The following is a 26,107-nucleotide window of genomic DNA, read 5'->3' as shown; positions in this document are numbered from 1 at the left end:
TGGTCATGATCACGACCACTACTGCGTGGTAGCAGGGTGCGATCAGGCGTCGGCGGGGACGCTGACCTCGCGGCGGAGGATCTTGCCCGTCGGGCCCTTGGGCAGCTCGTCCATGGCCCAGATCTTGCGCGGGTACTTGTACGCCGCGATCCGGTCCTTGACGTAGGCCTGGATCTCGTCGAGCGAGGTGTCGGAGTCCGGTGCGAGCGACACCGCGGCGCCGATCTCCTCGCCCATGGCATCGTCCGGCACGCCGACGACGGCGCACTCCACCACGTCCGGGTGGCTGTAGAGCACCTCTTCGACCTCCCGCGGGTAGACGTTCATCCCGCCGCGGATGATGAGGTCCTTCTTGCGGTCGACGATGGTGTAGTACCCGTCCTCGTCGACGGTGGCCAGGTCGCCGGTGCGGAACCAGCCGTCCGGGATCGACTCGGCGGTCGCCTCGGGCTTGTTCCAGTACCCCTTCATGACGTTGTCGCCGCGGATCGCGATCTCGCCCACGCCGTCGCCGGGGGGCACGTCGTTGCCGTCGGCGTCGATGAGCTTCATCTCGCAGCCGGGGATCGCGCGACCGATGGTGCCCGGCTTGGTCGGCTTGTCGGGCATGTTGAAGGAGGCGACAGGAGACGTCTCCGAGAGGCCGTAGCCCTCGAGGATCTGGGTGCCGAACTTCTCCTCGAAGCGGCGCAGCGTGTCTTCCGGCAGCGCCGAGCCGCCGGAGACGCAGGTGCGCAGGCTGGAGACGTCGGTGCTGTCGGCGTCGGGGTGGCCGAGCATCGCGCCGTACATCGTCGGCACGCCCTGGAAGATCGTCACCTTGTCGCGCTCGACGACCTGGAGCGCCTTCGCGGGGTCGAAGCGGGGGATGAGCGTCAGCGTCGCGCCCACCCGGACGGCGGCGTTGAGGCCGCAGGTCAGACCGAAGACGTGGAAGAGCGGCAGGCAGCCCATGATCACGTCGTCCGAGGACATCTCCATGATGTCCTGGCTCGAGCGCTGGGCGTTGAGGTCGAGGTTCTGGTGGGTCAGCTCGGCACCCTTGGGCCGGCCGGTGGTGCCCGAGGTGTAGAGGATGACGGCGGTGTCGTCGGCGGCGCGCTCGACCGGGGTGGCGATCGCCTCGCCGGGCGGGAGATCCTCGTCGGACGGGCCGACGGGGCCGGACTGGATGACCTTGGTGTCGAGCGACTCGGCGCCGGCGACGGCCTCGCTCACGAAGTCACCCCACACGAAGGCGAGCTTGGCGCCGGAGTCGGAGAAGAAGTACTCGATCTCCCCGGCCTTGAGCAGCGGGTTCATCGGGACGACGGTCCCGCCGGCGAGCAGCGCCCCGTAGAGAAGCACGGGGAAGGCGGGCACGTTCGGCAGGATCAGCGCGACCCGGTCGCCCGGCTCGAGCCCGGCCTTCTTCATCGCGCCTGCGGCCTTGGCGGCCAGGCCGTGCAGCTGGCTCCAGGTCAGCTCGGCGTCGTCGAGCTTGATGGCGACGCCGTCGGGGTCGCGCTGGGCGGTCGAGACGAGGTTGCTCGCCAGGTTGGTCATCATCGACTCCTGTGTCAGGGAGGGTGGGGTGACATCTTGTCGCGAAGGGGGAGGCGCAGGGAAGGGGGTGTCCAGGGGAATCGTCGCGAGGCTCGAGCGGCGGCCAGGTTTTCCCCCCCTTCGCGCTCGGATCGGCCTGTCGACGGCTCGTTGTCGGTCGCATTTGATTGGATCGGCCCCATGCCCACCTCGAGACGCACCTACTGGCGCCGCCGGCTGGTCGTCCTTGTCGTCATCGGACTGCTGGTCGTCGCGGTGGCGCGGGTCGCCAAGGTCTTCCTCGGGGACGGCGAGCCACGGGTGCCGCACGTGGGCAGCGGCGAGGTCATCGAGCCGGAGGAGCTGCGCGAGGCGGTCTCGACCGAGAAGTCCGAGGACCTGCCGCGAGCGAGCGAGACCTCGCCCGGCTCATGGTCGATGCCGATGCTCGACGGCGCCGGCGAGATCACCTGGCGGGTGGTGGGCCCGGACGGCCAGCCCCTGAGCGCGGACGACGCGAAGGCGACGGTGTCCTTCCCCGACCAGGAGCAATACACCGAGCTCGACGGGGTCGTGGCCTGGCGCGGCGGCCCGTGGCGGACCGGTGGCACCTTCGGCGAGCGATCGCTCACCGAGCGGACGATGGAGGTGGCCTGGCAGGCGCCCCTCGGCGAGCTGTCCGCGCTCGGCGGCACGTGGGACGGCGCCGGGTGGACCGGGCAGCCGATCATCGTCCGCTGGCCCGACGACACGGCCCGTGAGATGGGGATCGAGCCGGGCACCGTCGAGGTGCTCCAGCCCGCGTTCGACGGGGTCGTCCATCGGGTCGACCTCGCGACTGGGCAGCCCACCAAGGACGGGATCGCCACCGGTCAGGGCTTCAAGGGCACCGGGTCGCTCGACCCGCGCGGGTACCCGCTGCTCTACGCGGGGCAGGGGCTGCCGTCTGCCCTCGACCCGGAGAAGTACGACATGCGCTTCGCCGTCCTGGACCTCATCGAGGGTGACGTCGAGGCGAGCATCACCAAAGACCCGCTCAGCCAGCGTCGCTGGCAGGCCTTCGACTCATCGTCCCTCGTCGACGCCGAGCACGACATCCTCGTCGCCGCGGGCGAGAACGGCATCATCTACCGAGTCGAGCTGAACTCGACGTACGACGGTGGGACCGTGACCGTCGAGCCGCAGATCACAAGGCTCACCTTCGAGACACCGGCGACGGACAAGGTGGGCATCGAGAGCTCGCCGGTGGCCTACCGCAACCTCGTGTGGTTCTCCGACAACGACGGCAACCTGCTGTGCGTCGACGTCGCGACGATGCAGGTCGTCTGGGCCCGCGACGTCGGCGACGACTCCGACGCGACGATGCCGCTGGAGGTGACCGACCAGGGTCTGTACCTCTACCACGGCAACGAGATCGACCACCGCGGCGCGGCCGGCGGCTCCCAGCACCCCGCCCAGCTGCGCAAGATCGACGCCCTCACCGGAGAGGTGCTCTGGGAGCACGAGGTGCCGACCGAGTACAACGCCGGGTCCAACGGCGGAGTGCTCGCCTCCCCGATGCTCGGCCGGGACGACCTGGCCGGGCTCGTCCTCTTCAACGTCTCCCGCGCCCCTGACGGGGAGACCGGCCGGCTCGTCGCGCTCGACACCGCCACGGGCGAGCAGCGGTGGGTCAAGGACCTCGAGCACCTCTCGTGGAGCACCCCGACGCAGGTCACCGGCTCCGACGGCGCGAGCGTCGTCGTGCTCGCCGACGCGGCGGGCACGCTGCGGATGATCGACCCGGCCACGGGGGAGGACCTCAGCAGCATCGAGCTGGGCGGCACGGTCGAGGCGACCCCTGCGGTGTACGACGACATGCTCGTCGTCGCCACGCGCAACCGCGCCCTCTTCGGGATCAGGCTGCAGTGACCGGTCGCGCCGGCTGGCGTGTCTGGAGTGCCTGGGCTGGCCGACGGGGCCGGTGCGGTGCACCCTGGACCCCCCGGCGTTGTCGGCGCCGTGCGGCAGGATGAGCCGGGTGAGCACCGCAGACGACGCGATCCCGCAGGCCGACCCGGATGCGCCGGAGCCGGAGACGCCCGACCAGGTGCCCGAGCCCGTCCGCGAGGAGTGGGCCGAGCTCGCCGACCAGCTGGGCGCCGCCCAGTTCGCCTACCACGTCAAGGACGCCCCGACGATCAGCGACGGCGAGTACGACCGGCTCATGCGCCGGCTCGAGGAGGTCGAGCAGGCCCATCCCTCGCTCGCGACGCCGGACTCGCCGACCCAGAAGGTGGGCGCCGCCCCCTTCGCCACCGACTTCGCCGCCGTCGACCACCTCGAGCGGATGCTCAGCCTGGACAACGCCTTCAGCCCCGCGGAGATGGACGAGTGGGCCGCCCGCGTCGAGCGCGAGGTCGGCACGGGCTTGCGGTACCTGTGCGAGCTGAAGATCGACGGGCTGGCGGTCAACCTGCTCTACGAAGGGGGACGCCTCACCCGCGCGCTGACCCGAGGCGACGGGCGCACCGGCGAGGACGTGACGATGAACGTCCGGACGATCGAGGACGTCCCCGAGCGGCTCGCGGCGACGGGGGAGCCTGTGCCGGACCTCGTCGAGGTCCGCGGCGAGGTCTTCTTCCCGCTCGAAGGCTTCGCCGAGCTCAACGCCCGCCTCGTCGAGGCGGGCAAACCCCCCTTCGCCAACCCGCGCAACTCCGCCGCCGGCTCGCTGCGGCAGAAGGACCCCAAGGTCACCGCCACCCGGCCGCTGCACATGCTCGTCCACGGCACCGGTCGGCGCGAGGGCTTCGACATCGACAGCCAGAGCCATGGCTACGAGCTCCTGCACGAGTGGGGGCTGCCGACATCACCGCACTACCGGGTCTTCGACTCGATCAGCAAGGTCAAGCGCTTCATCACCCAGGTCGAGAAGCGGCGGCACGACTACGAGCACGAGATCGACGGCGTCGTGGTCAAGGTCGACGACATCGCCACCCAGCGGCGCCTCGGGTCGACCTCGCGCGCTCCTCGGTGGGCGATCGCGTACAAGTACCCGCCCGAGGAGGTCAACACCCGCCTGCTCGACATCCAGGTCAACGTCGGGCGGACCGGTCGGGTCACGCCCTTCGGGGTGATGGAGCCGGTCACCGTCGCCGGGTCGACCGTCTCGATGGCGACCCTGCACAACGCCCACGAGGTGCGCCGCAAGGGCGTGCTCATCGGCGACATGGTCGTGCTGCGCAAGGCCGGTGACGTCATCCCCGAGATCCTCGGGCCGGTCGTCGAGCTGCGGGAGACCGACGGGCGGGCCCGGACCGAGTTCACGATGCCGACGCACTGCCCGTCGTGCGGCACCGAGCTCGCCCCGCAGAAGGAGGGCGACAAGGACATCCGCTGCCCCAACGCGCGCACCTGCCCCAGCCAGCTGCGCGAGCGGCTCTTCTCCCTCGCCGGGCGCGGAGCCTTCGACATCGAGGCGCTCGGCTGGGAGGGGGCGGGGGAGCTGCTCGAGGCCGGGGTGCTCACCGACGAATCCACCCTCTTCGAACTCACCGCCGAGGACATCGCCCGGGTGCCGCTGTACACGCGGATGGCCAAGAAGAGCGACCCCGAGGCTGCGGTCGTCGACGGCCGGGTGCTCTCGGCCAACGGCGCCAAGCTCGTGGAGAACCTTGAGCAGGCGAAGGGGGCGGACCTGTGGCGGGTGCTCGTCGCGCTCTCCATCCGGCACGTCGGCCCGACCGCGGCGCGGGCGCTGGCGCAGCACTTCGGGTCGATGGAGGGGGTCCGGACCGCGACCGAGGAGCAGCTCGCCGCGGTCGACGGGGTCGGGCCGACCATCGCGGCCTCGGTGCGCGAGTGGTTCGACGGCGAGGACAACGCCTGGCACCGCCAGATAGTCGACCGGTGGGCCGCGGCCGGCGTGCGGATGGAGGACGAGCGGGACGAGTCCATCGCGCGGACCCTCGAGGGGGTGACGGTCGTCGTCACCGGGTCGCTTTCCGGGTTCAGCCGGGACGAGACCAAGGAGGCGATCGTCGTGCGCGGCGGCAAGGCCGCCGGGTCGGTGAGCAAGAAGACCGACTGGGTCGTCGTGGGCGACAACGCCGGGTCCAAGGCGGCCAAGGCCGAGGAGCTCGGCCTGCGGATGCTCGACGAGGACCAGTTCCGGGAGCTGCTCGAGACCGGCACGGTGGCCGGGTTCGACGACGGCGAAGGGGAAGAGCTGTAGCCGCTTGCTCCCCGCGCGGTCACGCCGGCGGCGGGGCCGCCCTTGGAGCTGAGGTCCTCGGGCGCTGGGCGCCCTCCGGTCCCCTTGATGCTCCTGCGGACTTCCCCGCCGCCGGCTCGGGCGACGCCGATGCCGCTCAGAGCTGGGTGACGAGCGCGAAGACCCCCATCACGGCCAGGGACACCCCGACGAAGGCCGCCATGGCAAGGCCACCCTTGGCGTCGGCGCTCAGCGCCGTCTTCCACCCGGCTGCCTGCATCGTCTCGCGGATCGGGCCGTTGAGATCTGCGGTGGAGAACTCGTAGTCGACCGGCTTGCTCACCCCGCGTTCGGTCACCGCGAAGTTGATCTGGCGCCGATAGCCCCACTGGCGACCGCTGCTCACCTTCGCGCTCGCCCCGATGCTGGGTACTCCGGCGTGCCACTCGATCTGCCGGGTCTCGTCGGTCCGGCGCAGGGACCTGCCGCCGGTGTGCCGGAGCACGACGGTCATCGTGTCCTTCAGGCCGCGGGCTGTGAGCAGGTGGCGCCACCTGGCGTCGGCGAGGTCGGCCGTCACCACGATGGTGTCGTCGTCGGCGAGCACCCGGTACGGCGCTCCGTCCAGGCGTCGGGCGATCCCTGCGGCCACTTGCCCCAGGCTCCACGGGGAGGAGCCGTCGCCAGGGGGCGGCTCTGTGCCGATTGTGCCGTCGACCGGGCGCAAGTCCTCAAGTGCCGCCGGGCGTCCCTCGCGGATCGTGCCGACCAGGCCGTAGAGGAGGATCGCGACGACGGGGATAAGGATGGCCGCCCAGGCGAGAGCGAAGCCGGTGTCGCCGTCGGCGGCGATGCCCCAGGTCCCGAGCACGAGCATCGCCCCGAACACCAGCAGGAGCACGACGAAGCCGGCGATCTTGCCCCCGCGGCTCTGGATCGGACGGCTCGCCATCAGAGCGGGCCCGGGCCGGCGACGTGCTCCTCGTGCCCGTCGGCGGTCAGGCGCTCACGGAGCCGCCGGGCTGCGTCCTCGAACCGCTCGTCCTCGACGTCGCTCATCGTCGCGTGCGGGTCGAAGTCCTGCGGTCCGCGGGCCGGCCAGGTGTGGATGTGCAGGTGGTCGACGAGGAATCCCTCGAGGAGCATGCCGATCCGCGGGGTGCCCCACTCCGCCTGCTGCGCGCGGCCGATGATCCGCGCCACCCGCTGCAGATGGGTCCAGGTCTGCTCATCGGCGTCGGTCCACTGCTCGATCTCCGCGCGGGGGACGACCAGGACGTGTCCGTCGGTGATCGGCTCGATGGTCAGGAAGGCGACGCACACGTCGTCGGCCCAGACGAACCGTCCGGGGATCTCCCCGGCGATGATCTTGCTGAAGAGGGTGGCCATGGGCCAACCCTAGAAGCGTCAGCTCAGGGCGTCGATCGCAGCGTCGTAGTCGGGCTCGGTGCCGATCTCCTCGACGAGCTGGCTGTGCAGCACGGTGCCGTCCTCGTCGAGGACGACCACCGCGCGGGCGAGGAGCCCGGCCATCGGTCCGTCGGTGATGAGCACGCCGTAGTCCTCGCCGAAGGAGGACCGGAAGGACGAGCCCATCTGCACCCGGTCGATCCCTTCCGCGCCGCAGAACCGGGCCTGGGCGAAGGGGAGGTCGGCGCTGACGTTGACCACGGTGGTGCCGTCGAGCTCGGCTGCGCGCTCGTTGAACGTGCGCACGCTCTGCGCGCACACCCCGGTGTCGACACTGGGGAAGATCGAGAGCACGACCCGGCTGTCGACGTCAGCCGAGCGCAGCGGGGAGAGGTCCGAGCCGACGAGGTCGAAGGCGGGTGCCTTCGAGCCGACGGTGGGGAGCTCGCCGGAGGTGGTGACGGGGGTGCCTTGCAGTGCGGTGGTTGCCATGGACCCAGCATGCCGCTCTGCCAGCTGGCGCGGTACCCCCGGTGGGGCCTAACCGACGCCGAAGCCGCTCGCGCCCTGATCTCACCCGGTGTGGTCGGCGCGGTAGCGCCGCGCGAGAACTCCCAGGAAGTCGCTGAGCTGCCCGGCCAGCTCCTCGTCGACCTCCCGAAATCCGAAGGTGACCTTGCCGGTCTGGGCGGCTCGTACCCCTTCGCCTGCCGCCTCGAGGACGTCCGGGTGGGCGAGGACCGGGAGGAGGTAGAGGCTCACCTGGCGGCTCGCCTGCTTCCACGCGACGAGGTAGTCCTGCTTGGCCGCGCCGGGCCACGCCAGGCTCGGCATCCCGTAGATCGTGCCCTCGACCAACCCCTCCCGGTAGGGCTCCAGGAGCGCGAGGAGTCGCTGCTCGGTGGCATCCAGGTCGGTCACGCGGCTCACGGTACGCGGGTCCGACCCCGCCTGCCCCCTGGACGAGGAGAGGGGTCAGGTGGGTCCTCGGCGGGCCCATAGACTGGCCCGCATGCCTGATCTCAGCCGCGACGACGTCGCTCACCTCGCCTCGTTGGCCCGGATCGACCTCGAGCCGCAGGAGCTGGACCGCCTCGTCGGCGAGCTCGACCAGGTGCTCGGGGCGGTCGCCCAGGTGCAGGAGGCGCCGATCGAGGATGTCGAGCCGATGAGCCACCCGATGCCGCTGGTCAACGTCACCCGGCCTGACGAGGTGCGCCCCTCGCTCACGCCCGAGCAGGCGCTCGCCGGCGCCCCGCTCGCCGAGGAGCAGCGGTTCTCCGTCCCGCGCATCCTGGACGAGGAGTGAGCATGAGCGACATCACCCGCCTCTCTGCGGCCGATCTGGCCTCCTCGCTCGCCTCCGGCGAGCTGACCTCGCTCGAGGTGACCCAGGCCCACCTCGACCGCACCGAGGCCGTCGACGGGGCAGTTCACGCCTACCTGCATGTGGCCGGCGAGTCGGCCCTGTCCGCCGCCCGTGAGATCGACGGCCGACGGGCGAAGGGGGAGAGTCTGCACCGCCTCGCGGGCGTCCCGATCGCGGTCAAGGACGTCATGACGACGACCGGGATGCCGACGACCTGCGGGTCGAAGATGCTCCAGGGCTGGGTGCCGCCGTACGACGCGACCGTCGTGAGCCGGCTCAAGGCCGCGGGCCTGCCGATCCTCGGCAAGACCAACATGGACGAGTTCGCCATGGGCTCCTCCACTGAGCACTCCGCGTACGGCAACACCGCCAACCCGTGGGACCTCGACCGGATCCCCGGCGGCTCGGGAGGCGGGTCGAGCGCGGTCGTCGCGTCCTTCCAGGCGCCCCTGGCCACCGGCACCGACACCGGTGGCTCGATCCGGCAGCCTGCCGCCGTGACCGGCAGCGTCGGGGTCAAGCCCACCTACGGCGGGGTCTCGCGCTACGGCCTCGTCGCCCTCGCGAGCAGCCTCGACCAGGCTGGCCCGTGCGCGCGCACGGTCATGGACACCGCCCTGCTGCACGAGGTGATGGCCGGGCACGACCCGATGGACTCGACCTCGATCGACGCTCCCGTCCCCGACGTGGTGGCGGCCGCGGAGCGCGCCGACGTCGCCGGCATGCGGATCGGGGTCGTCCGCGAGCTCACCGGAGAGGGCTTCCAGCCCGGGGTGCAGACCCGCTTCGACGAGGCCGTGCAGCACCTCGTCGATGCCGGCGCTGAGGTCGTCGAGGTGTCCTGCCCGAGCTTCGAGTACGCCCTGGCGGCCTACTACCTCATCCTCCCGAGCGAGGCCAGCAGCAACCTCGCGAGGTTCGACGCCATGCGCTACGGCCTGCGCGTCGGGCCCGACGGCGTCGCCGCGCCGAGCGCCGAGCAGGTCATGGCGGCCAGCCGCGACGCCGGCTTCGGTGACGAGGTCAAGCGCCGGATCATCCTCGGCACCTACGCCCTCTCCTCGGGCTACTACGACGCCTACTACGGCAGCGCGCAGAAGGTCCGCCGCCTCATCGCCGACGACTTCGCCGCCGCCTTCGGCCAGGCCGATGTCCTCGTCAGCCCGACCGCGCCGACGACGGCGTTCCGCTTCGGGGAGAAGACCGACGACCCGATGGCGATGTACCGCGGTGACATCGCGACCATCCCGGCGAACCTTGCGGGGATCCCGGGCATGTCGCTGCCGAGCGGCCTGGCGGACGAGGACGGGCTGCCGGCCGGCTTCCAGATCCTCGCGCCCGCCATGGCCGACGACCGGCTCTACACCGTCGGGGCCGCTCTGGAGCAGCGACTTCTCGAGAAGTGGGGCGGTCCGCTGCTCGACCGTGCGCCCGACCTCACCACCGCCCGTCAGACCGAGGGAGCCTGAGCGATGACGACGACCCGAGACGACGCCGTCCTCGGCTACGACGAGGCGCTCGCGCAGTTCGACCCGGTGATGGGCCTCGAGGTCCACGTCGAGCTCGGCACGGCGACGAAGATGTTCTGCGGCTGCGCCACGACCTTCGGCGCCGAGCCCAACACCCAGGTCTGCCCGGTCTGCCTCGGCCTGCCGGGGGCCCTGCCGGTGGTCAACGCGAAGGGGGTGGAGTCGGCCATCCGCATCGGGTTGGCGCTGAACTGCCAGATCGCCGACTGGTGCCGCTTCGCGCGGAAGAACTACTTCTACCCGGACATGCCGAAGAACTTCCAGACCAGCCAGTACGACGAGCCGATCGCCTTCGACGGCTACCTCGACGTCGAGATCCCTGCCGAGTCCGGCGAGGGCACCGAGACCTATCGGGTCGAGATCGAGCGCGCGCACATGGAGGAGGACACCGGCAAGAGCCTGCACGTCGGCGGCTCGACCGGACGCATCCAGGGTGCCGAGTTCTCCCTCGTCGACTACAACCGCGCCGGTATACCGCTCATCGAGATCGTCACCAAGCCGCTCGTCGGCGCGGGGCACCGGGCACCGGAGGTGGCCAAGGCCTACGTCTCGGCGCTGCGCGACCTGCTGCGGGCCCTCGACGTCTCCGACGTCAAGATGGAGCAGGGCTCGATGCGCTGCGACGTCAACCTCTCCCTTCGCCCCAAGGCCGGCGAGGACCCGACGTCGGACGCCCAGCTGGCCGTGCCGATGGGCACCCGCACCGAGACCAAGAACGTCAACAGCCTCCGCTCGGTCGAGGGCGCAGTGCGCTTCGAGGTGTGCCGGCACGCAGCCGTGCTCACCTCCGGTGGGTCGATCCTCCAGGAGACCCGGCACTGGCACGAGGACACCGGGATCACCACGAGCGGCCGAGAGAAGTCCGACGCCGAGGACTACCGCTACTTCCCCGAGCCCGACCTCGTCCCGGTGGCGCCGGACGCGGCCTGGGTCGAGGAGCTGCGCGCGACCCTGCCCGAGCCGCCGGCCCAGCGCCGCAAGCGGCTGCAGGGGGAGTGGGGCTACTCCGACCTGGAGATGCGCGACGTGCTCAACGCCGGCGCCGTCGAGCTGATCGAGGAGACGGTCGCGGCCGGGGCGACGCCGCAGGCCGCCCGCAAGTGGTGGCTCGGTGAGCCCGCCCGCCGGGCCAACACCCAGGCCACCGACCTGGTGACGTACGCCGACCAGGTGGGGCTCACCCCTTCGCAGGTGGCCGAGCTGGAGTCGATGGTGGTCGCCGGCCGGCTCAACGACAAGATGGCCCGTCAGGTGCTCGAGGGCGTCCTCGACGGCGAAGGGGGACCGACCCAGGTCGCCGACGCTCGCGGGCTGGAGCTGGTCCAGGACGACAGTGCCCTGGAGGGCGCGGTCGAGAAGGTCATCGCGGACAACCCCGACATCGCCGAGAAGATCCGCGGCGGCAAGGTCCAGGCTGCCGGCGCCCTCATCGGCCAGGTGATGAAGGAGATGAAGGGTCAGGCCGACGCAGGCAAGGCCCGGGAGATGATCCTCGCCAAGCTCGGGGCCGCCTGACCCGTCGCTCAGCCGGTGACGAAGGTGAGCAGGACGACGGAGTCTTCGCTCGCCTGCAGGTCGTGGGTGCGCTCGGGGATGACGAGGTAGTCGCCTGCACTGCCGTCCCAGGACTCCTCGCCTGCGGTGAGGCGGACCGCGCCGCGGAGCACCTGCAGGGTGGCCTGGCCGGGGTTCTGGTGCTCGCTCAGCCCGCGGCCGGCGGCCAGCGCGAGGAGCATCTGGCGCAGGCCGCCGGGGCTCTTGGTGATCACCCGGGTTGAGCGTCCGGCCGAGGCACTGGCGGCCTCCCCGCTCAGCTCGTCGGCGACGGCGGTGATGCTCAGCGACTCCACGGTGGCTCCTTCAGGTCGCGATCCGGCGGTTCCCGGCAAGTCTACGAAGGGCGAGGGTGACCGTTCGTCTGAGGTTCCCCGGGGATCTGCGAAGGGGTCGGGTGGCCGTTCGTCTGAGGTTCCCCGGGGATCTGCGAAGGGGGCCGGTGACTGTTCGTCTGAGGTTCCCCGGGGATCTGCGAAGGGGGTGCCGGGTACCGTCGGGGTGATGGTGCTCGTCTCGCTGCCGGACCAGAGCTGGATCGACGACCTCGGCCCGATCGACGGTGTCGAGATGCTCGTCTGGGACCCGCGCGAGGATCCGCCGGACGACGACATCGAGGTGATGGTCGCGCCGTACCTCGACGAGGGTCAGGCCGCTGCGGCGCTTGCCGAGAAGCCGTCCGTCCGGCTGCTGCAGCTGCTCACCGCCGGGTACGACAGCGTCGCCGGCCGGGTGCCCGAGGGGGTCGCGCTCGCCAACGCCCGCGGCCTGCACGACACGGCGACCGCGGAGCTGGCTCTCGGTCTGATCATCGCCGCCCAGCGCCGGATCGACGATGCGGTCCGCCACCAGGCGACGGGGGAGTGGGCCGACCTCACCTTCGCTCCCGGCCTGGCCGACCGCCAGGTGACCCTCGTCGGCTACGGCTCGGTCGGAGCGGCGGTGGTCCGCCGTCTGCTCGCCTGCGAGGCCGACGTCACCGCGGTCGCCTCGCGAGCTCGCGACGGCGACGACCTCGTCGATCAGGTCCACGGCATCGACGAGCTGCCCGACCTGCTGCCCGGCACCGAGATCCTCGTCGTCGTCACGCCGTTGACCGAGCACACTCGCCACCTCGTCGACGACGAGACCCTCGCCGCGCTGCCCGATGATGCGCTGGTGGTCAACGTCGGCCGTGGTCCGGTGCTCGACACCGACGCGGCCCTCCGTCACGCGGGCCGGCTGCGCTTCGCGCTGGACGTCACCGATCCCGAGCCGCTTCCGCCGGAGCATCCGCTGTGGAGCGCGCCCGGTGTGCTCATCACCCCGCACGTGGGCGGCGCGAGTCAGGCCTTCCGCCCCCGCGCCCTGGCCCTGCTTCGCGAGCAGCTCACCCGTCTCGGCCGGGGCGAGGGGCCGCTCCACCTCGTCTGAGCGACGCCCGCCACTCGTGCCCTCGTGGCACGAATGGCGGGCGTGTCGGACGAGTTCCCCGCGATTCGTGCCCTGAGGGCAGAAGTGGCGGGGCGGCGGGTCAGCGGCGGCCGCCGCCGAGCAGGCCGCCGAGGATGTCGCCGATGATGTCCCCGCCGCTGGGGACCTGGCGCGGCTCGCTGCGCTGCGGGTCGCTCTGCCGCTCGCTGAGGATCGAGCCGAGGATGTCGGCGAGGCCGCCGTCGTCGGCGGGGCTGCCCTGGCCGCGCGGTCCGTCGGGCCCAGGCAGCACACCCCCTTCGCGCGCGCCCTGACCCGGCCCCTGGCTGGCTTGAGGTGTCGACCCGCCTGCACCGCCCTGCTGTAGCTTGCCCATGAGGTAGGACAGCACGATCGGGGCGAGGATCGGGATGAGCTTCTTGATCAGGCCTGAGCTGACCTGACCACCGACCCCGCCGAGGCGAGAGACGACCTCGTCCTCCTGCGGGCCGAAGATGTTGCTCGAGATCGCCTGCCCGTCGGCGGTGTCGACCCGGTCGACGTCGATCTCGCCCTGCGCCAGCGAGGGGTCGTGGTCCTGCAGCGCGCGCCGGATCGAGGCCTCGCCGCCGGGGTCCATCGCGTTGGCCTGCAGCCCGCCGAGCAGGGCGGGAAGGGCGGCGCGGGCGGCCTGGTCGACCGCCTCGGGGTCCTCGTCGAGCTGCTCGGCGAGGCGCTGGGTCGGCAGCTGGCTGATGAGGTCATCGATCTCGGACATCGGCATCTCCTCGTGGCAGACGGTGGCGGACGCGCCCGGCCGGGCGCGTCGCTCAGGTCGAGACGCTACCCCGCGGTGCGCGGCCCCGATGCGGATTGCGCGAAGGGGAGAGGCGGACACCATCGCGAAAGACCAGCGAAGGGGGGCGTGCCGGGTGGAGACTGAGCGGTATGACACGTGCAGCCGAGGGAAGGACGTTGGTGCTGGTCCGGCATGCGGAGGCGGCGGCTGCGCCGCCCGGCGGGGCGGACCGGGAGCGAGAGCTGACCGAGGCCGGTCAGCTCCAGGCGCAGGCGCTGGGGCGCTGGCTGCACGACCAGGGCCTCGGCTGCGACGAGGTGATCACCTCACCGGCCACCCGGGCGATGCAGACCGTCGACGAGGTGGCCTGCGGCGGGTGCTCCGAGGCCGAGGTCCAGGTCGAGCAGGTGCTCTACCAGGCCGACGCCGACGACGTGCTGCGGGTGCTGCGCGAGTCCACCGTCGACGCCGACATGGTCCTGCTCGTCGGGCACGCCCCGACGGTCCCGCAGGTGGTCAGCCTGCTCGCCGACGGGGAGGGTGAGGACGACGCGCACGAGGCGCTCAGTCACGGGTTCCCACCGGGCGCTGCGGCAGTGCTGCGCTACCAGGGGCACTGGAGCGACCTGTCCTACGGCTCGGCGGTCCTCGAGACCTTCCGCACGCCGTAGGAGTCTCCGCCGACGGGCCCGCTGACAGCTCCGCGCTTGGCGACGGGGCGGCGACTCCTCTCGTCCGTATCGTGGACGGTTCTGTCTCGGAGTTTGACACGGGCGGGGGCTGAGACGACAGTGAGGCCCATGACCGCGGTCCTCGTACTTCACCGGCGCGCTGCCTGAGGCACACCAGCCTCGCCGCAGCGCGCGCCCTTCACGTCCCCACCCGGACTGAAGGGCTTTTTCATGGCAGAAGACAATGGTGACGGCCCGGTCACGACCCGAGACGAAGTGGAGAGAGCACGTGAGTGAGAGCGTGACGGAGCAGCCCCGCACGGCCTTCCCCAGCCCCGCCTCCGTGGCGAAGCAGGTGCAGGAGACCCGCCCGGCCCAGGCCCGCGAGGCCACCGGGGCCGAGAGTCTCGTCCTCGCGCTGGAGTCGGTCGGCGCCGAGGTCGTCTTCGGGATCCCGGGCGGCGCGATCCTGCCGGCCTACGACCCGCTCATGGACTCCACCTCGGTCCGCCACATCCTCGTGCGTCACGAGCAGGGCGCCGGCCACGCCGCCGAGGGCTACGCCAGCGCCACCGGCAAGGTCGGGGTGTGCATGGCGACGTCCGGGCCGGGGGCGACCAACCTCGTCACCGCCATCGCCGACGCCTACATGGACTCGGTCCCGATGGTTGCGATCACCGGCCAGGTCAGCTCCGCGGCGATCGGCACGGATGCCTTCCAGGAGGCCGACATCCGCGGCATCACGATGCCGATCACCAAGCACAACTACCTCGTGACCGACCCCGCCGACATCCCCCGGGTGATCGCCGAGGCATTCCACGTCGCGAGCACCGGCCGGCCCGGCCCGGTCCTCGTCGACATCTCCAAGGACGCGCTGCAGGCCGGCACCACCTTCTCCTGGCCCCCGCAGATCGACCTGCCCGGCTACCGCCCGACGGTCAAGCCGCACCAAAAGCAGATCCGCGAGGCCGCGCGCCTCATCGCGGCCAGCCGAGAGCCGGTGCTCTACGTCGGCGGCGGCGTGATCCGCTCCGGCGCCCACGAGGAGCTACGGGCCCTCGTCGAGGCCACCGGCATCCCCGTCGTCACCACCCTCATGGCGCGCGGTGCCTTCCCCGACACCCACCCGCTGCACCTCGGCATGCCCGGGATGCACGGGTCGGTCGCGGCGGTGACGGCGCTGCAGCGCAGCGACCTCATCATCGCCCTCGGTGCCCGCTTCGACGACCGGGTGACGGGCCAGCTGAGCTCCTTCGCCCCCTTCGCCAAGGTCATCCACGCCGACATCGACCCGGCCGAGATCGGCAAGAACCGCACCGCCGACGTCCCGATCGTCGGCGACGCGAAGGAGATCATCGCCGAGCTGACCGAGGAGGTCCGCGGCAAGCCGGGTCAGGACATCAGCGCCTGGGTGCGCCGGGCGAAGGGGTGGGCGCAGACCTACCCGGTCGGCTACACCCCGAGCGAGGAGCCGGGAGCACTCTCGCCGCAGTACGTCATCGAGAAGATCGGCGAGATCGCGGGCCCGGAGGCGGTCTACGCCGCCGGCGTCGGGCAGCACCAGATGTGGGCCGCACAGTTCATCGACTACGAGCGCCCCGGCGCCTGGCTGAACTCCGGCGGGGCCGGGACGATGGGCTACTCGGTGCCGGCGGCGATGGGTGCCAAGGTCGGCGAGCCCGACCGGGTCGTGTGGGCGATCGACGGCGACGGCTGCTTCCAGATGACCAACCAGGAGCTGGCGACCTGCGTCATCAACGACATCCCGATCAAGGTCGCGGTGATCAACAACTCCAGCCTCGGCATGGTGCGCCAGTGGCAGTCGCTCTTCTACAACCAGCGCTACTCCAACACCGACCTGCACACCTCCGTGGGCAGCCGGATCCCCGACTTCGTCCTGCTGGCCGAGGCCTACGGCTGCGTCGGCCTGCGCTGCGAGCGGCCCGAGGACGTCGAGGCGACGATCCGGCAGGCGATGGAGATCACCGACCGGCCGGTCGTCATCGACTTCGTCGTCGAGCGCGACGCGATGGTCTGGCCGATGGTGCCTGCCGGGGTGTCCAACGACGCGATTCAGATCGCCCGCGACGCCGCGCCGGACTGGGACCGCGAGGAGTCCGAGGCCTACGCCCAGGGCACCGACGCCGACCACAGCGAGACCGGCGGGCAGACCGACGAGCAGAGCGACACCCAGTCCGACACCGCTGACCAGGAGGCGTGAGGAGCCGACATGAGCAGCAAGCACACCCTCTCGGTCCTCGTCCAGGACAAGCCCGGCGTCCTCGCCCGGATCTCCGCGCTCTTCTCCCGGCGCGGGTTCAACATCGACAGCCTCGCCGTCGGCCCCACCGAGCAGCCCGACGTCTCGCGGATGACCGTCGTCGTCGACGTCGACGTCCTCCCGCTGGAGCAGGTGACCAAGCAGCTGAACAAGCTCGTCGAGGTGCTCAAGGTGGTCGAGCTCGACCCCCTCGCCTCGGTCGAGCGCGAGCTGCTCATCGTCAAGGTGCGCGCCGACGCGACGACGCGGGGCCCGATCCTCGAGACCGCGCAGCTGTTCAAGGCGCGCATCCTCGACGTCACCCCGGAGGCGATGATCATCGAGTCGACCGGCAACACCAGCAAGCACGAGGCGCTGCTGGAGATCCTCACGCCCTTCGGGGTCAAGGAGATCGTCAAGTCCGGCATGGTGGCGATGGCCCGCGGCCCTCGCTCCATCACCGACCGATCCGGCCGCTGACCCCCCTTCGCTCATCCGCAAACCACCGACCACGCAGACCACGACAGCAAGGAGCACCGCAACCATGGCCGCCGAGATCTACTATGACGACGACGCCGACCTCTCGATCATCCAGGGCCGCAAGGTCGCGGTCATCGGCTACGGCTCGCAGGGGCACGCCCACGCGCTGAACCTGCGCGACTCCGGGGTCGACGTGCGCGTCGGCCTCAAGGAGGGCAGCTCGAGCCGCGCGAAGGCGCAGGACGAGGGCCTGCGGGTGCTCACCCCGCGCGAGGCGGCGGAGGAGGCCGACGTCGTCGTCATCCTCGCGCCCGACCAGGCCCAGCGCAGCCTGTACGCGCAGGACATCGAGCCGGCGCTCAGCGACGGCGACGTCCTCGTCTTCAGCCACGGCTTCAACATCCGCTTCGGCTACATCCAGCCCCCGGCCGGGGTCGACGTCATCCTCGTCGCGCCCAAGGCGCCGGGGCACACGGTGCGCCGCGAGTACGTCGCCGGGCGCGGCATCCCCGACATCATCGCCGTCGAGCAGGACCCCTCGGGCCAGGCCTGGGAGATCGCGAAGTCCTACGCGAAGGGGATCGGCGGCACCCGCGCCGGGGTCATCAAGACGACCTTCACCGAGGAGACCGAGACCGACCTCTTCGGCGAGCAGGCGGTGCTCTGCGGCGGGATGAGCCACCTCGTCCAGGCCGGCTTCGAGACCCTCACCGAGGCGGGCTACCAGCCCGAGATCGCCTACTTCGAGGTGCTGCACGAGCTCAAGCTCATCGTCGACCTCATGTGGGAGGGCGGCATCGCCAAGCAGCGCTGGTCGATCTCGGACACCGCCGAGTACGGCGACTACGTCTCCGGCCCGCGGATCATCGACGACTCGGTCAAGGAGCGCATGCGCGAGGTCCTCTCCGAGATCCAGGACGGGTCCTTCGCCCAGCGCTTCATCGACGACCAGGACGGCGGGGCGAGCGAGTTCCAGCAGCTGCGGGAGCAGGAGGCCGGGCACCCGATCGAGGCCACCGGCAAGGTGCTGCGCAGCCACTTCTCCTGGAAGCAGACCGACGACGACTACACCGAGGGCAGCGCCGCCCGCTGACCTCGCCCCCTGACGCCCCCGCTACCACGCAGTACTGGTCGTGATCACAGCCAGTACTGCGTGGTAGCGGGCGTCGAAGGGGGGTTGTGGGCGACGCCGGAGGCGCCGGGCCGGATCTCGCTAGGCTGGCCTGATCATGCGAGTACACCGAGACCCTGAGCAGCTGCGCGCGGTGGGCGCCGCGGGTGGCCGGCTCGGTCGCTGCGCGGGCGAGGCGGCCGATGAGCTGCTCGACGCCCTCCCGATCGTCGGCGACCACGCCAGCCAGCGGGCCGTCGACGACGCCGTCGACTCCCTCGTCGCCGCCCTGCGCGCGATCGAGGTCGACGCGCTCGAGGTGTCCTTCGCCCTCGGCAGCCTCGCGGAGGAGCAGTCGCCCGGCACGCAGCACTCGACAGGCGCGCAGCCGGGGGCGGCATCGACCTCGGCCGGGCAGGCCCGGCAGTGAGCGCCGACCTGCAGGGAGACCCCGGGTCGCTCGCCTCCCTCGTCTCGACCCTGCGCCGCCACGAGCGGGCGCTCGCGGGCGCGACCGACGACCTCACCCGCGCCCAGCAGCAGGCGGCCGACGGCTGGGTCGGCCGGGTGGCGGTGCGCCACCGTCACGGCCTGGACGACCTCGCCGCCCGGGCGGGCGCCTCCCGGGCCGAGCTGACCCGGCTGGCATCGGCGCTGGAGGAGTACGCCGACGCCCTCTCGGAGGCGAAGGGGGAGCTGCGCCGGGTCGAGGAGCAGGCCGCCGCCGTCGGGCTGGAGCTGCGCGACGGGGCCGTGGTGCGTCGTCCCGGAGTCCTCGGCGAGGCCGACGCGAGCCACGTCGCCGAGCAGGACGCGACGATCGAACGGCTGCAGCGGGCGCTGGCCCGCAGCCGAGTCCTCCTCGAGCGCCGCCGCTCGGTCCTCGTCGATCACGCCGAGAGCCTGCAGCGGTCACTACGGTGACCGGTGTGAACCTCACCAAGACCTACGACCTGCCCGCGTCCGTCGAGGACGCCTATGCCGTCATCACCGACGAGGACTTCCAGCGCGATCGCGTCGGCGCGGTCGGCCACGGCTCGACCGCTGCCGTCAGCCGCAGCGGCGAGACCGCGGTGGTCCGCATCGAGATCCAGCAGCCCACCGACGGCGCGCCCGCCCCGGTCCGCTCCGTCGTCGGTGACCACCTGACGGTCATCGACGAGCGGCAGTGGGGTGAGGCGACCGCGGACGGGGCCCGCGAAGCCGACCTGCGGGTGCACACCGTCGGCGCACCGATCAACCTCACCGGCAGCGCGGCGCTGCGTCCCACCACCGCTGGCTGCCAGCTCGTCATCGACGGCGATCTGCGCTGCACCATCCCCCTCATCGGCCGCTCGCTCGAGGGACAGATCGCCGGGGCGATCGGTCAGGTGGTCGACGAGGAGGCGGCCGCCCTCGCCCGGCGTCTGGGTGAGTGACAGACGGCGCTAGTGTGACGAGTACCGACGACGACGTCGGTCTCGTCACGACGCGATCGAGGACACGTTTACAGGACCATGGCTCCGCTCTCAGCTGACTCCACCAGTGCCCAGGACCCCACCGAGGACCGCAGCGACAGCGTCGCCGTCGAGCAGGCCGCCCGCCTGGCCGCCGACGCCGGCGAGGATCCCCCCTTCGTCCGCCGATACCTCCGGCACGTCGAGGCCGAGGTCGGCGACCGCTCCGCCGAGGAGCTGCTCGCCATGGCGACCGCGCATCGTGAGCTCGCCGCCCGGCGCGCGCCGGGGGAGACCCTCGTCGCGATCGACGGGGGCACCCTGCGGGTCGTCACCGACGACCGTCCCTTCCTCGTCGACTCCGTGCGCGGCGCTCTGGAGGGCCGCGGTCACCGCATCACCGCGGTCGTGCACCCCCAGCTGTGCGTCGCGCGTGACGCCGACGGCCGGCTGCAGGAGATCACCGACCTCGCCCCGGACGCCGAGGCCGACTCTGGTGTCGCGGAGTCGTGGATGCGATTCGAGGTGGCCGGGTCCGGGCTGGAGCAGTCCGACGGCGAGGCCATGGTGCGCTCGGTCCTCGACGAGGTCGAGATCGTGGTCCAGGACTGGCAGCCGATGCGCGCCCGGGTCCAGGAGCTGGCCGAGCGGATCGGCGAAGGGGGTGACGAGCGGGCCACCGAGAGCGCGGACTTCCTGCGGTGGGTGGCCCAGGACCACATGCTGCTGCTCGGGGTGCGTGACTTCACCGTCGACGGCGACGCTATGGAGATCGTCGCCGGGTCGGGCCTGGGGACGCTCACCGGCGACGAGCGCAAGCTGAGCGACGCCGAGCGCGGCCTGGCCGACGGCGAGCGCGGTGTCTGGATCGGCAAGGGCTCCTCGCGCGCCACCGTCCACCGGGTGGCCTACCCCGACCACGTCGCGGTGCGCTGGCAGGGACCGGACGGCCAGGTGCAGGAGACCCGGATCGTCGGCCTCTTCACCTCCAGCGCCTACACCGAGCCGGTCCTGAGCATCCCGGTGCTGCAGCGCAAGATCGACCACATCCTCCAGTCGGCCGGGTGGAGCCGCGACTCGCACAGCGGGGCGCGGGTGCTGCGGCTGCTCGAGACCTTCCCGCGCGACGAGCTCTTCCAGAGCTCGGCCGAGCACCTCGAGCAGGTGGTGCACGAGGTGCTCAGGGTCGAGGGCCTGCGCCAGACCGCGCTCTTCCTGCGCGGCGACGGGCAGCAGCAGTTCGTCTCGGCGCTGGTCTACCTGCCGCGCGACCGGTACACCACGCCGGTGCGCCAGCGCATCGAGGAGGTGCTCTCGGAGGCGATCGGCGCCGACGAGGCGACCTTCACCGCCAAGGTCTCCGAGGACTCCCTCGCCCGCCTGTCCTACGTCCTGCGACGCGAGGACGGCGCAGCCGTGCACGTCCCGTCCGACGCCGAGCTCGCGGCGCTGCGCACCAGCGTCGCCGAGGCCTCACGCAGCTGGACCGAGATGCTCCAGACCAAGGCGGTCGAGCTGCTCGGCCGGGAGAGCGCGGAGGCGGCGCTCGCCCCCTTCGTCGACGGCTACCCGCTGGACTACCAGGGTGCCTTCACCGCCGCCCAGGCCGTGGCCGACCTGAAGAACGCCGTGCGGATCGACGAGGAGCACCGCTACGCCGGGGTGCTCTACGACCCGCAGACCGGGCACGACGTCGGGCCGCAGGTGCGCCGCTTCAAGCTCTTCAGCATCGACCGGGTGTCGCTGGCCGACATCATGCCCGTCTTCCGCGACCTCGGGGTCGAGGTGATCGACGAGGAGCCCTACATCCTCACCCGCTCCGACGGTGAGCGCATCGGGGTGTACGACTTCGGTCTCAAGGTCGCCGACGCCCAGAGCTGGCAGCAGCACAGCCACGAGGAGCTGCGCGACCTCGTCGAAGGGGTGGTCGCGGCCGTGTGGAGCGGGCGGGCCGAGTCCGACGCGCTCAACGCGCTCGTCGTCGGCGCGGGCCTGACCTGGCGCGAGGTGGCGCTGCTGCGCACCATCGCCAAGTACCTCAAGCAGACCCGGGCCACGTGGAGCCTGCGCTCCCTCGCCGAGGCGCTCGTGAGCAACCCCGGCATCGCCACCGACCTCGTCGCGCTCTTCACCGCGCGCTTCGACCCGGACGCCGAGGGCGACGAGGGGGCCCGGGCCGAGGCTCAGGCGGCGGTGCGTGAGCGGATCGAGACCGCGCTGGACGACGTGGCCTCGCTCGAGCAGGACCGGGTGATCCGCGCCTTCGTCGGGGTGATCGCCGCGACCCTGCGCACCAGCTACTACCAGGTCGACGAGGCGGGCGAGCCGCTGCCGCGGATCAGCCTCAAGCTCGAGCCGGCCAAGGTGCCCGACCTGCCCAAGCCGTGGCCCGCCTTCGAGATCTGGGTCTGCTCCCCGCAGGTCGAGGGGGTGCACCTGCGCTTCGGGCTCGTCGCCCGAGGCGGGCTGCGCTGGAGCGACCGGCGGGACGACTTCCGCACCGAGGTGCTCGGACTGGTCAAGGCGCAGATGGTCAAGAACGCCGTCATCGTCCCGACCGGATCCAAGGGTGGCTTCGTCGGCAAGCAGCTGCCCGACCCGGCCGAGGACCGCGAGGCGTGGATGGAGGCCGGCCGCTCGGCGTACGTGCAGTTCATCTCCGGGCTGCTCGACGTGACCGACAACCGGGTCGACGGTGAGATCGTCGCGCCGGAGCGCGTCGTGCGTCACGACGGCGACGACCCCTACCTCGTCGTCGCCGCCGACAAGGGCACGGCCACCTTCTCCGACCTGGCCAACTCGGTGGCGCTGGACTACGGCTTCTGGCTCGGCGACGCCTTCGCCTCCGGCGGGTCGATCGGCTACGACCACAAGGGGATGGGCATCACCGCGCGCGGCGCGTGGGAGTCGGTCAAGCGGCACTTCCGCGAGATGGGTCACGACACCCAGACTGAGGACTTCACCGTCGTCGGCATCGGCGACATGTCCGGGGATGTCTTCGGCAACGGGATGCTGCTCTCCGAGCACATCCGGCTGGTCGCCGGATTCGACCACCGGCACATCTTCATCGACCCCGACCCGGACGCGGCCAGCTCCTATCCGGAGCGGCGGCGTCTCTTCGACCTCGGCCGTAGCTCGTGGGACGACTACGATCGCGACCTGATCAGCGACGGTGGAGGGGTGTGGCCGCGTACCGCGAAGTCGATCGACGTCAGCGAGCAGGCGGCCCGGGCGCTCGGGCTGGACGGCCCGACCGCGATGACCCCGACCGAGCTGATCCACGCGATCCTGCGCGCCCCGGTCGACCTGCTGTGGAACGGCGGGATCGGCACCTACATCAAGGCCACGTCCGAGAGCCACGACGAGGTGGGGGACCGGGCCGGTGACGCCTACCGGGTCAACGGTGACCAGCTGCGCGTGCGGGTCGTCGGCGAAGGGGGGAACCTCGGCGCCACCCAGCGCGGCCGGATCGAGGCCGCCCGCCACGGCGTGCGGATCAACACCGACGCGATCGACAACTCGGCCGGCGTCGACACGAGCGACCACGAGGTCAACATCAAGATCCTCCTCGGGGAGGTCGTGCGCGACGGCGGGCTCGACGAGGACGGCCGGGTCGAGCTGCTCGCCTCGATGACCGACGAGGTCGCGCGGATGGTGCTGCGGGACAACTACGAGCAGAACGTGCTGCTCGGCAACGCCCGCTCGCAGGGCGGGTCGATGCTCCCCGTCCACGAGACCTTCATGCGGGCGCTGGTGGCCCGCGGCGAGCTCGACCGCGAGCTGGAGTTCCTGCCCAGCCAGGCTGAGGTCGAGCACCTCGAGCACGAGGGGCTCGGGCTGAGCTCCCCGGAGCTCTCGGTGCTCCTCGCCTACTCCAAGCTGGCGCTGAAGAACGACCTGCTGGAGAGCGCGACGCCCGACGACGAGGCCCTCGAGGGCCTCCTCCTGGACTACTTCCCGGACAAGGTGCGCCAGGCCTATCCCGACCAGGCGCGGGCTCACCCCCTTCGCCGGGAGATCGTCACGACCGTCCTGGCCAACGAGGTGGTCAACCGGGGCGGGATCACCTTCGTGCACCGGGCGTGCGACGAGACCGGTGCGACGAGCGAGCAGGTGGCTCGCGCCTTCGTCGCCTCCCGCGACATCTTCCGGCTGCAGCCCTACGTCCGCGCGGTGGAGGCGCTCGACAACGAGGTGCCGACCGAGGTGCAGACCCGGCTCTACCTCGAGTTCCGCCGACTGATGGACCGCTCGGTGCGCTGGTTCCTCGCGGCCCGCTCGGGTCGGCTGGCGATCCGCGGGGAGGTCGAGCGGTTCGCGCCGGTCGTCGAGGAGCTCGGCCCGCAGGTCGTCGACCTGCTGCAGGGCTCGGAGGCTGAGCGGCTTCGCCAGGAGGCCGGGGTGCTGCAGCGGGACGGGGTGCCCGAGGAGCTCGCGGTGTGGACCGCCTCGCTCCTCGACCAGTACTCGCTGCTCGACATCACCGACATCGCCGCCGACACCGGGCTGACGCCCGGCGAGGTGGCCGCGGTCTACTACCTCGTCTCTGAGCAGTTCCGCATCGACGACCTGCTGCACCGGGTGACGGCGCTGCCGCGCGCCGAGCGGTGGGACTCTCTCGCTCGCGGCGCGCTGCGCGACGACCTCTACGCGACCCTGCAGAGCCTGACCCGCTCGGTGCTCGACGCGAGCAGCGAGCTGGACTCGCCCGAGCCCGACGAGCGCTTCGCGACCTGGCTGGAGTCGCACGACGAGTCCTGGCAGAGGGTGCGCAACTCCCTCGCCGGGATCCGGGCGCTACCCACGCCGACGGTCGCCGCCCTGTCCGTCGCGCTGCGCACCCTGAGGTCGGTGACCCGCTGACACCCGCACCGGTCCCGCCCCGGGGCGTCGAGGCTCCGGCGTGAGCAGCACCTCGCCCATCCTCTCCTCGGCGACCACCCTCGGTGACGCGGTGGCCGAGCGCCTGCGCCTGCTCGTCGAGGACTGGCAGCTGCTCGCCGACCTCGGGTACTGCGACCTCCTGCTCTGGGTGCGCGGCGAGGACGGCTGGGTGGCGGCCGCGCATGCGCGGCCGATGACCGGGCCGATGGCCTTCGTCGACGACATGGTCGGGACGCGGCCGGACCGCGACACCGCCGAGGCGCTCGACGTCGCCCGGCTCGCCGAGCGAGTGATCACCGGCGACGCGCTCGCCGGCCCCGCGGGGGTGCTCATGGTCCCGGTCGGTGGGGCCGGCGGCAGCGCGGTGATGACTCGGCATCGCTCCCCCGACGACACCCGTGACGTGAGCGCGCTTGAGCAGGCCTACCTCGACGTCGCCGACGACCTGTGCCGGATGATCCTCACCGGTGACTGGCCGAGCGGGTCCAGCGTCACCGGTCAGCGCCGGGGGGCGCCGCGGGTCGGGGACGGGGTGATCCGTCTCGACGCGGACGGTGAGGTGGTCTTCGCCAGCCCCAACGCGGTGAGCGCGCTGCGCCGCCTCGGGCACGAGGGGCCGCTCGTCGGTCAGGTCCTCGCGCAGGTGGTGAGCAACCTGCCGCAGATCGACGGCCCGCTCGACGAGGGCCTGGCCCTGGTCACCATGGGCCGGGCCGCCTGGCGCGCCGAGGTCTCGGCCGGGGGAGCGACGACGACGCTGCGCGCGGTCCCGTTGGTGCACCGGGGGCAGCGCACCGGCGCGCTGCTGCTCGTGCGGGACGTCTCGACGCTGCGCCGCCGCGAGGGCGAACTGCTGAGCAAGGACGAGACGATCCGCGAGATCCACCACCGGGTGAAGAACAACCTGCAGACGGTGGCGGCGCTGCTGCGGATGCAGTCCCGCCGGCTCGAGGACGTCGCCGGGCGGACGGCGCTGAAGGAGGCCGAGCGGCGGATCGGGGTCATCGCGCTGGTCTACGAGGCGCTGAGCACCGGATTCACCGAGGAGGTCGACTTCGACCAGGTCGCGCTGCGGGGGCTGCGCGCGATCGTCGAGGTGGCCCGCACCGAGCACGAGATGAGCTCTCGGGTCGAGGGGTCGTTCGGCTGGATGGACCCCTCGGAGGCGACATCCGTCGCGCTCATCGTCTCCGAGCTGGTGCAGAACGCCGTGGAGCACGGCCTGGGCGAAGGGGGATCGATCCTCGTCACGGCGGACCGTCGCCCGGACGGGGCGGTGGACATCCTCCGGGTGAGCATCGTCGACGACGGGGCCGGCCTGCCGGCCGGGTTCCGGCCGAGCCGGGCGGGGTTGGGGACACGGATCGTCACCGCGATGGTCGAGGACCTCAAGGGCTCGATCCGATGGGAGGACGCCGAAGGGGGCGGGACGAAGGTCTCGTTCTCCGCGCGGCTGAAGCGCCGGTCGGGTTAGCCCTCGCGGCGCCGGTCAG

General features: G+C 71.7%; 22 protein-coding genes. 15 read left to right on the top strand and 7 right to left on the bottom strand.

The window, feature by feature from the left end:
* Window positions 1-42 precede the first annotated feature (42 nt).
* Window positions 43-1,545 carry a long-chain-fatty-acid--CoA ligase gene (locus tag FB557_RS12315; protein ID WP_144857908.1) on the bottom strand — a complete coding sequence of 501 codons (1,503 nt, stop codon included), beginning with the start codon at window positions 1,543-1,545 and terminating at the stop codon, window positions 43-45.
* Window positions 1,546-1,725: 180 nt separating this feature from the next.
* Here FB557_RS12315 and FB557_RS12310 point away from each other — a divergent pair, with 180 nt between their 5' ends.
* On the top strand, window positions 1,726-3,435 hold the full coding sequence (locus tag FB557_RS12310) for an outer membrane protein assembly factor BamB family protein (protein WP_144857907.1): 1,710 nt from the start codon (window positions 1,726-1,728) through the stop codon (window positions 3,433-3,435).
* Between the two features lie 100 nt (window positions 3,436-3,535).
* Entirely contained in the window at window positions 3,536-5,740 is a 2,205-nt protein-coding gene (gene ligA / locus FB557_RS12305; RefSeq protein ID WP_144857906.1) for an NAD-dependent DNA ligase LigA, read from the top strand.
* A gap of 136 nt (window positions 5,741-5,876) precedes the next feature.
* Here ligA and FB557_RS12300 read toward each other — a convergent pair whose 3' ends face one another.
* The 4 genes from FB557_RS12300 to FB557_RS12285 form a co-directional block, all read right to left on the bottom strand.
* Window positions 5,877-6,671, bottom strand: a complete 795-nt coding sequence (locus FB557_RS12300; RefSeq protein WP_144857905.1) for a hypothetical protein — start codon at window positions 6,669-6,671, stop codon at window positions 5,877-5,879.
* Window positions 6,671-7,108, bottom strand: coding sequence for an HIT family protein (locus FB557_RS12295; RefSeq protein ID WP_144857904.1), 438 nt, complete (start codon window positions 7,106-7,108; stop codon window positions 6,671-6,673). Before FB557_RS12295 ends, FB557_RS12300 begins: the two co-directional genes overlap by 1 nt.
* 18 nt (window positions 7,109-7,126) lie before the next feature.
* Entirely contained in the window at window positions 7,127-7,621 is a 495-nt protein-coding gene (gene tpx / locus FB557_RS12290; RefSeq protein ID WP_144857903.1) for a thiol peroxidase, read from the bottom strand.
* 81 nt (window positions 7,622-7,702) lie between these two features.
* Window positions 7,703-8,050: a hypothetical protein gene (locus FB557_RS12285; protein ID WP_144857902.1), complete on the bottom strand. Its 348-nt coding sequence runs from the start codon at window positions 8,048-8,050 to the stop codon at window positions 7,703-7,705.
* A gap of 91 nt (window positions 8,051-8,141) precedes the next feature.
* On the opposite strand from FB557_RS12285, the gene gatC reads away from it, so the two are divergent.
* The 3 genes from gatC to gatB are packed head-to-tail and all read left to right on the top strand — an operon-like array spanning window position 8,142 to window position 11,542.
* Complete coding sequence (gatC, locus tag FB557_RS12280; RefSeq protein WP_144857901.1) at window positions 8,142-8,438, top strand: Asp-tRNA(Asn)/Glu-tRNA(Gln) amidotransferase subunit GatC; 297 nt, start codon at window positions 8,142-8,144, stop codon at window positions 8,436-8,438.
* 2 nt (window positions 8,439-8,440) lie between these two features.
* The gene (gene gatA / locus FB557_RS12275; protein WP_144857900.1) at window positions 8,441-9,967 is read left to right on the top strand and encodes an Asp-tRNA(Asn)/Glu-tRNA(Gln) amidotransferase subunit GatA; all 1,527 of its coding nucleotides are present in this window, start codon (window positions 8,441-8,443) and stop codon (window positions 9,965-9,967) included.
* Window positions 9,968-9,970: 3 nt separating this feature from the next.
* Window positions 9,971-11,542, top strand: a complete 1,572-nt coding sequence (gene gatB, locus FB557_RS12270; RefSeq protein ID WP_144857899.1) for an Asp-tRNA(Asn)/Glu-tRNA(Gln) amidotransferase subunit GatB — start codon at window positions 9,971-9,973, stop codon at window positions 11,540-11,542.
* 8 nt (window positions 11,543-11,550) lie between these two features.
* Here the strand turns inward: gatB and FB557_RS12265 are convergent, their stop codons facing one another.
* The gene (locus tag FB557_RS12265) at window positions 11,551-11,877 is read right to left on the bottom strand and encodes a cupin domain-containing protein (protein WP_144857898.1); all 327 of its coding nucleotides are present in this window, start codon (window positions 11,875-11,877) and stop codon (window positions 11,551-11,553) included.
* Between the two features lie 208 nt (window positions 11,878-12,085).
* On the opposite strand from FB557_RS12265, the gene FB557_RS12260 reads away from it, so the two are divergent.
* Window positions 12,086-12,994: an NAD(P)-dependent oxidoreductase gene (locus tag FB557_RS12260; protein WP_144857897.1), complete on the top strand. Its 909-nt coding sequence runs from the start codon at window positions 12,086-12,088 to the stop codon at window positions 12,992-12,994.
* A gap of 100 nt (window positions 12,995-13,094) precedes the next feature.
* Here FB557_RS12260 and FB557_RS12255 read toward each other — a convergent pair whose 3' ends face one another.
* A complete protein-coding gene (locus tag FB557_RS12255) occupies window positions 13,095-13,751 on the bottom strand; it encodes a DUF937 domain-containing protein (protein WP_144857896.1) in 657 nt (218 codons plus the stop codon).
* Window positions 13,752-13,921: 170 nt separating this feature from the next.
* On the opposite strand from FB557_RS12255, the gene FB557_RS12250 reads away from it, so the two are divergent.
* The 9 genes from FB557_RS12250 (at window position 13,922) to FB557_RS12210 (ending at window position 26,088) form a co-directional block, all read left to right on the top strand.
* Complete coding sequence (locus tag FB557_RS12250) at window positions 13,922-14,443, top strand: SixA phosphatase family protein (protein WP_144857895.1); 522 nt, start codon at window positions 13,922-13,924, stop codon at window positions 14,441-14,443.
* A gap of 355 nt (window positions 14,444-14,798) precedes the next feature.
* Entirely contained in the window at window positions 14,799-16,664 is a 1,866-nt protein-coding gene (locus FB557_RS12245) for an acetolactate synthase large subunit (protein WP_425462988.1), read from the top strand.
* A gap of 9 nt (window positions 16,665-16,673) precedes the next feature.
* Window positions 16,674-17,183, top strand: coding sequence for an acetolactate synthase small subunit (gene ilvN / locus FB557_RS12240; protein ID WP_144857893.1), 510 nt, complete (start codon window positions 16,674-16,676; stop codon window positions 17,181-17,183).
* Window positions 17,184-17,247: 64 nt separating this feature from the next.
* Window positions 17,248-18,276 carry a ketol-acid reductoisomerase gene (ilvC, locus tag FB557_RS12235; protein WP_144857892.1) on the top strand — a complete coding sequence of 343 codons (1,029 nt, stop codon included), beginning with the start codon at window positions 17,248-17,250 and terminating at the stop codon, window positions 18,274-18,276.
* A gap of 136 nt (window positions 18,277-18,412) precedes the next feature.
* Window positions 18,413-18,724, top strand: coding sequence for a hypothetical protein (locus tag FB557_RS12230; protein WP_144857891.1), 312 nt, complete (start codon window positions 18,413-18,415; stop codon window positions 18,722-18,724).
* Window positions 18,721-19,218: a hypothetical protein gene (locus tag FB557_RS12225; protein ID WP_144857890.1), complete on the top strand. Its 498-nt coding sequence runs from the start codon at window positions 18,721-18,723 to the stop codon at window positions 19,216-19,218. The genes FB557_RS12230 and FB557_RS12225 overlap by 4 nt, the downstream gene beginning before the upstream one ends.
* 5 nt (window positions 19,219-19,223) lie before the next feature.
* Window positions 19,224-19,712 (top strand): DUF2505 domain-containing protein, encoded by a 489-nt coding sequence (locus FB557_RS12220; RefSeq protein WP_170236293.1) that lies wholly within the window; start codon window positions 19,224-19,226, stop codon window positions 19,710-19,712.
* 78 nt (window positions 19,713-19,790) lie between these two features.
* Window positions 19,791-24,593, top strand: a complete 4,803-nt coding sequence (locus FB557_RS12215) for an NAD-glutamate dehydrogenase (RefSeq protein WP_144857888.1) — start codon at window positions 19,791-19,793, stop codon at window positions 24,591-24,593.
* Window positions 24,594-24,633: 40 nt separating this feature from the next.
* Complete coding sequence (locus tag FB557_RS12210) at window positions 24,634-26,088, top strand: sensor histidine kinase (protein WP_144857887.1); 1,455 nt, start codon at window positions 24,634-24,636, stop codon at window positions 26,086-26,088.
* Window positions 26,089-26,107 lie beyond the last annotated feature (19 nt).

Origin of the sequence: Marihabitans asiaticum (assembly GCF_007828725.1) — a bacterium.
GTDB classification, from domain to species: Bacteria; Actinomycetota; Actinomycetes; order Actinomycetales; family Dermatophilaceae; genus Marihabitans; species Marihabitans asiaticum.
Note: the sequence above shows the minus strand (reverse complement) of the source record. Positions and strands in the feature narration are given on the sequence as shown.

Bases quoted from the DNA above. Each gene is read 5' to 3' on its own strand.
- gatC (WP_144857901.1), top strand. From the start codon at position 8,142: ATGCCTGATCTCAGCCGCGACGACGTCGCTCACCTCGCCTCGTTGGCC.
- FB557_RS12230 (WP_144857891.1), top strand. From the start codon at position 18,413: ATGCGAGTACACCGAGACCCTGAGCAGCTGCGCGCGGTGGGCGCCGCG.
- ligA (WP_144857906.1), top strand. From the start codon at position 3,536: ATGAGCCGGGTGAGCACCGCAGACGACGCGATCCCGCAGGCCGACCCG.
- FB557_RS12295 (WP_144857904.1), bottom strand. From the start codon at position 7,108: ATGGCCACCCTCTTCAGCAAGATCATCGCCGGGGAGATCCCCGGACGG.
- FB557_RS12310 (WP_144857907.1), top strand. From the start codon at position 1,726: ATGCCCACCTCGAGACGCACCTACTGGCGCCGCCGGCTGGTCGTCCTT.
- ilvN (WP_144857893.1), top strand. From the start codon at position 16,674: ATGAGCAGCAAGCACACCCTCTCGGTCCTCGTCCAGGACAAGCCCGGC.
- FB557_RS12260 (WP_144857897.1), top strand. From the start codon at position 12,086: ATGGTGCTCGTCTCGCTGCCGGACCAGAGCTGGATCGACGACCTCGGC.
- FB557_RS12255 (WP_144857896.1), bottom strand. From the start codon at position 13,751: ATGTCCGAGATCGATGACCTCATCAGCCAGCTGCCGACCCAGCGCCTC.
- FB557_RS12315 (WP_144857908.1), bottom strand. From the start codon at position 1,545: ATGACCAACCTGGCGAGCAACCTCGTCTCGACCGCCCAGCGCGACCCC.
- gatB (WP_144857899.1), top strand. From the start codon at position 9,971: ATGACGACGACCCGAGACGACGCCGTCCTCGGCTACGACGAGGCGCTC.
- gatA (WP_144857900.1), top strand. From the start codon at position 8,441: ATGAGCGACATCACCCGCCTCTCTGCGGCCGATCTGGCCTCCTCGCTC.
- ilvC (WP_144857892.1), top strand. From the start codon at position 17,248: ATGGCCGCCGAGATCTACTATGACGACGACGCCGACCTCTCGATCATC.
- tpx (WP_144857903.1), bottom strand. From the start codon at position 7,621: ATGGCAACCACCGCACTGCAAGGCACCCCCGTCACCACCTCCGGCGAG.
- FB557_RS12300 (WP_144857905.1), bottom strand. From the start codon at position 6,671: ATGGCGAGCCGTCCGATCCAGAGCCGCGGGGGCAAGATCGCCGGCTTC.
- FB557_RS12250 (WP_144857895.1), top strand. From the start codon at position 13,922: ATGACACGTGCAGCCGAGGGAAGGACGTTGGTGCTGGTCCGGCATGCG.
- FB557_RS12215 (WP_144857888.1), top strand. From the start codon at position 19,791: ATGGCTCCGCTCTCAGCTGACTCCACCAGTGCCCAGGACCCCACCGAG.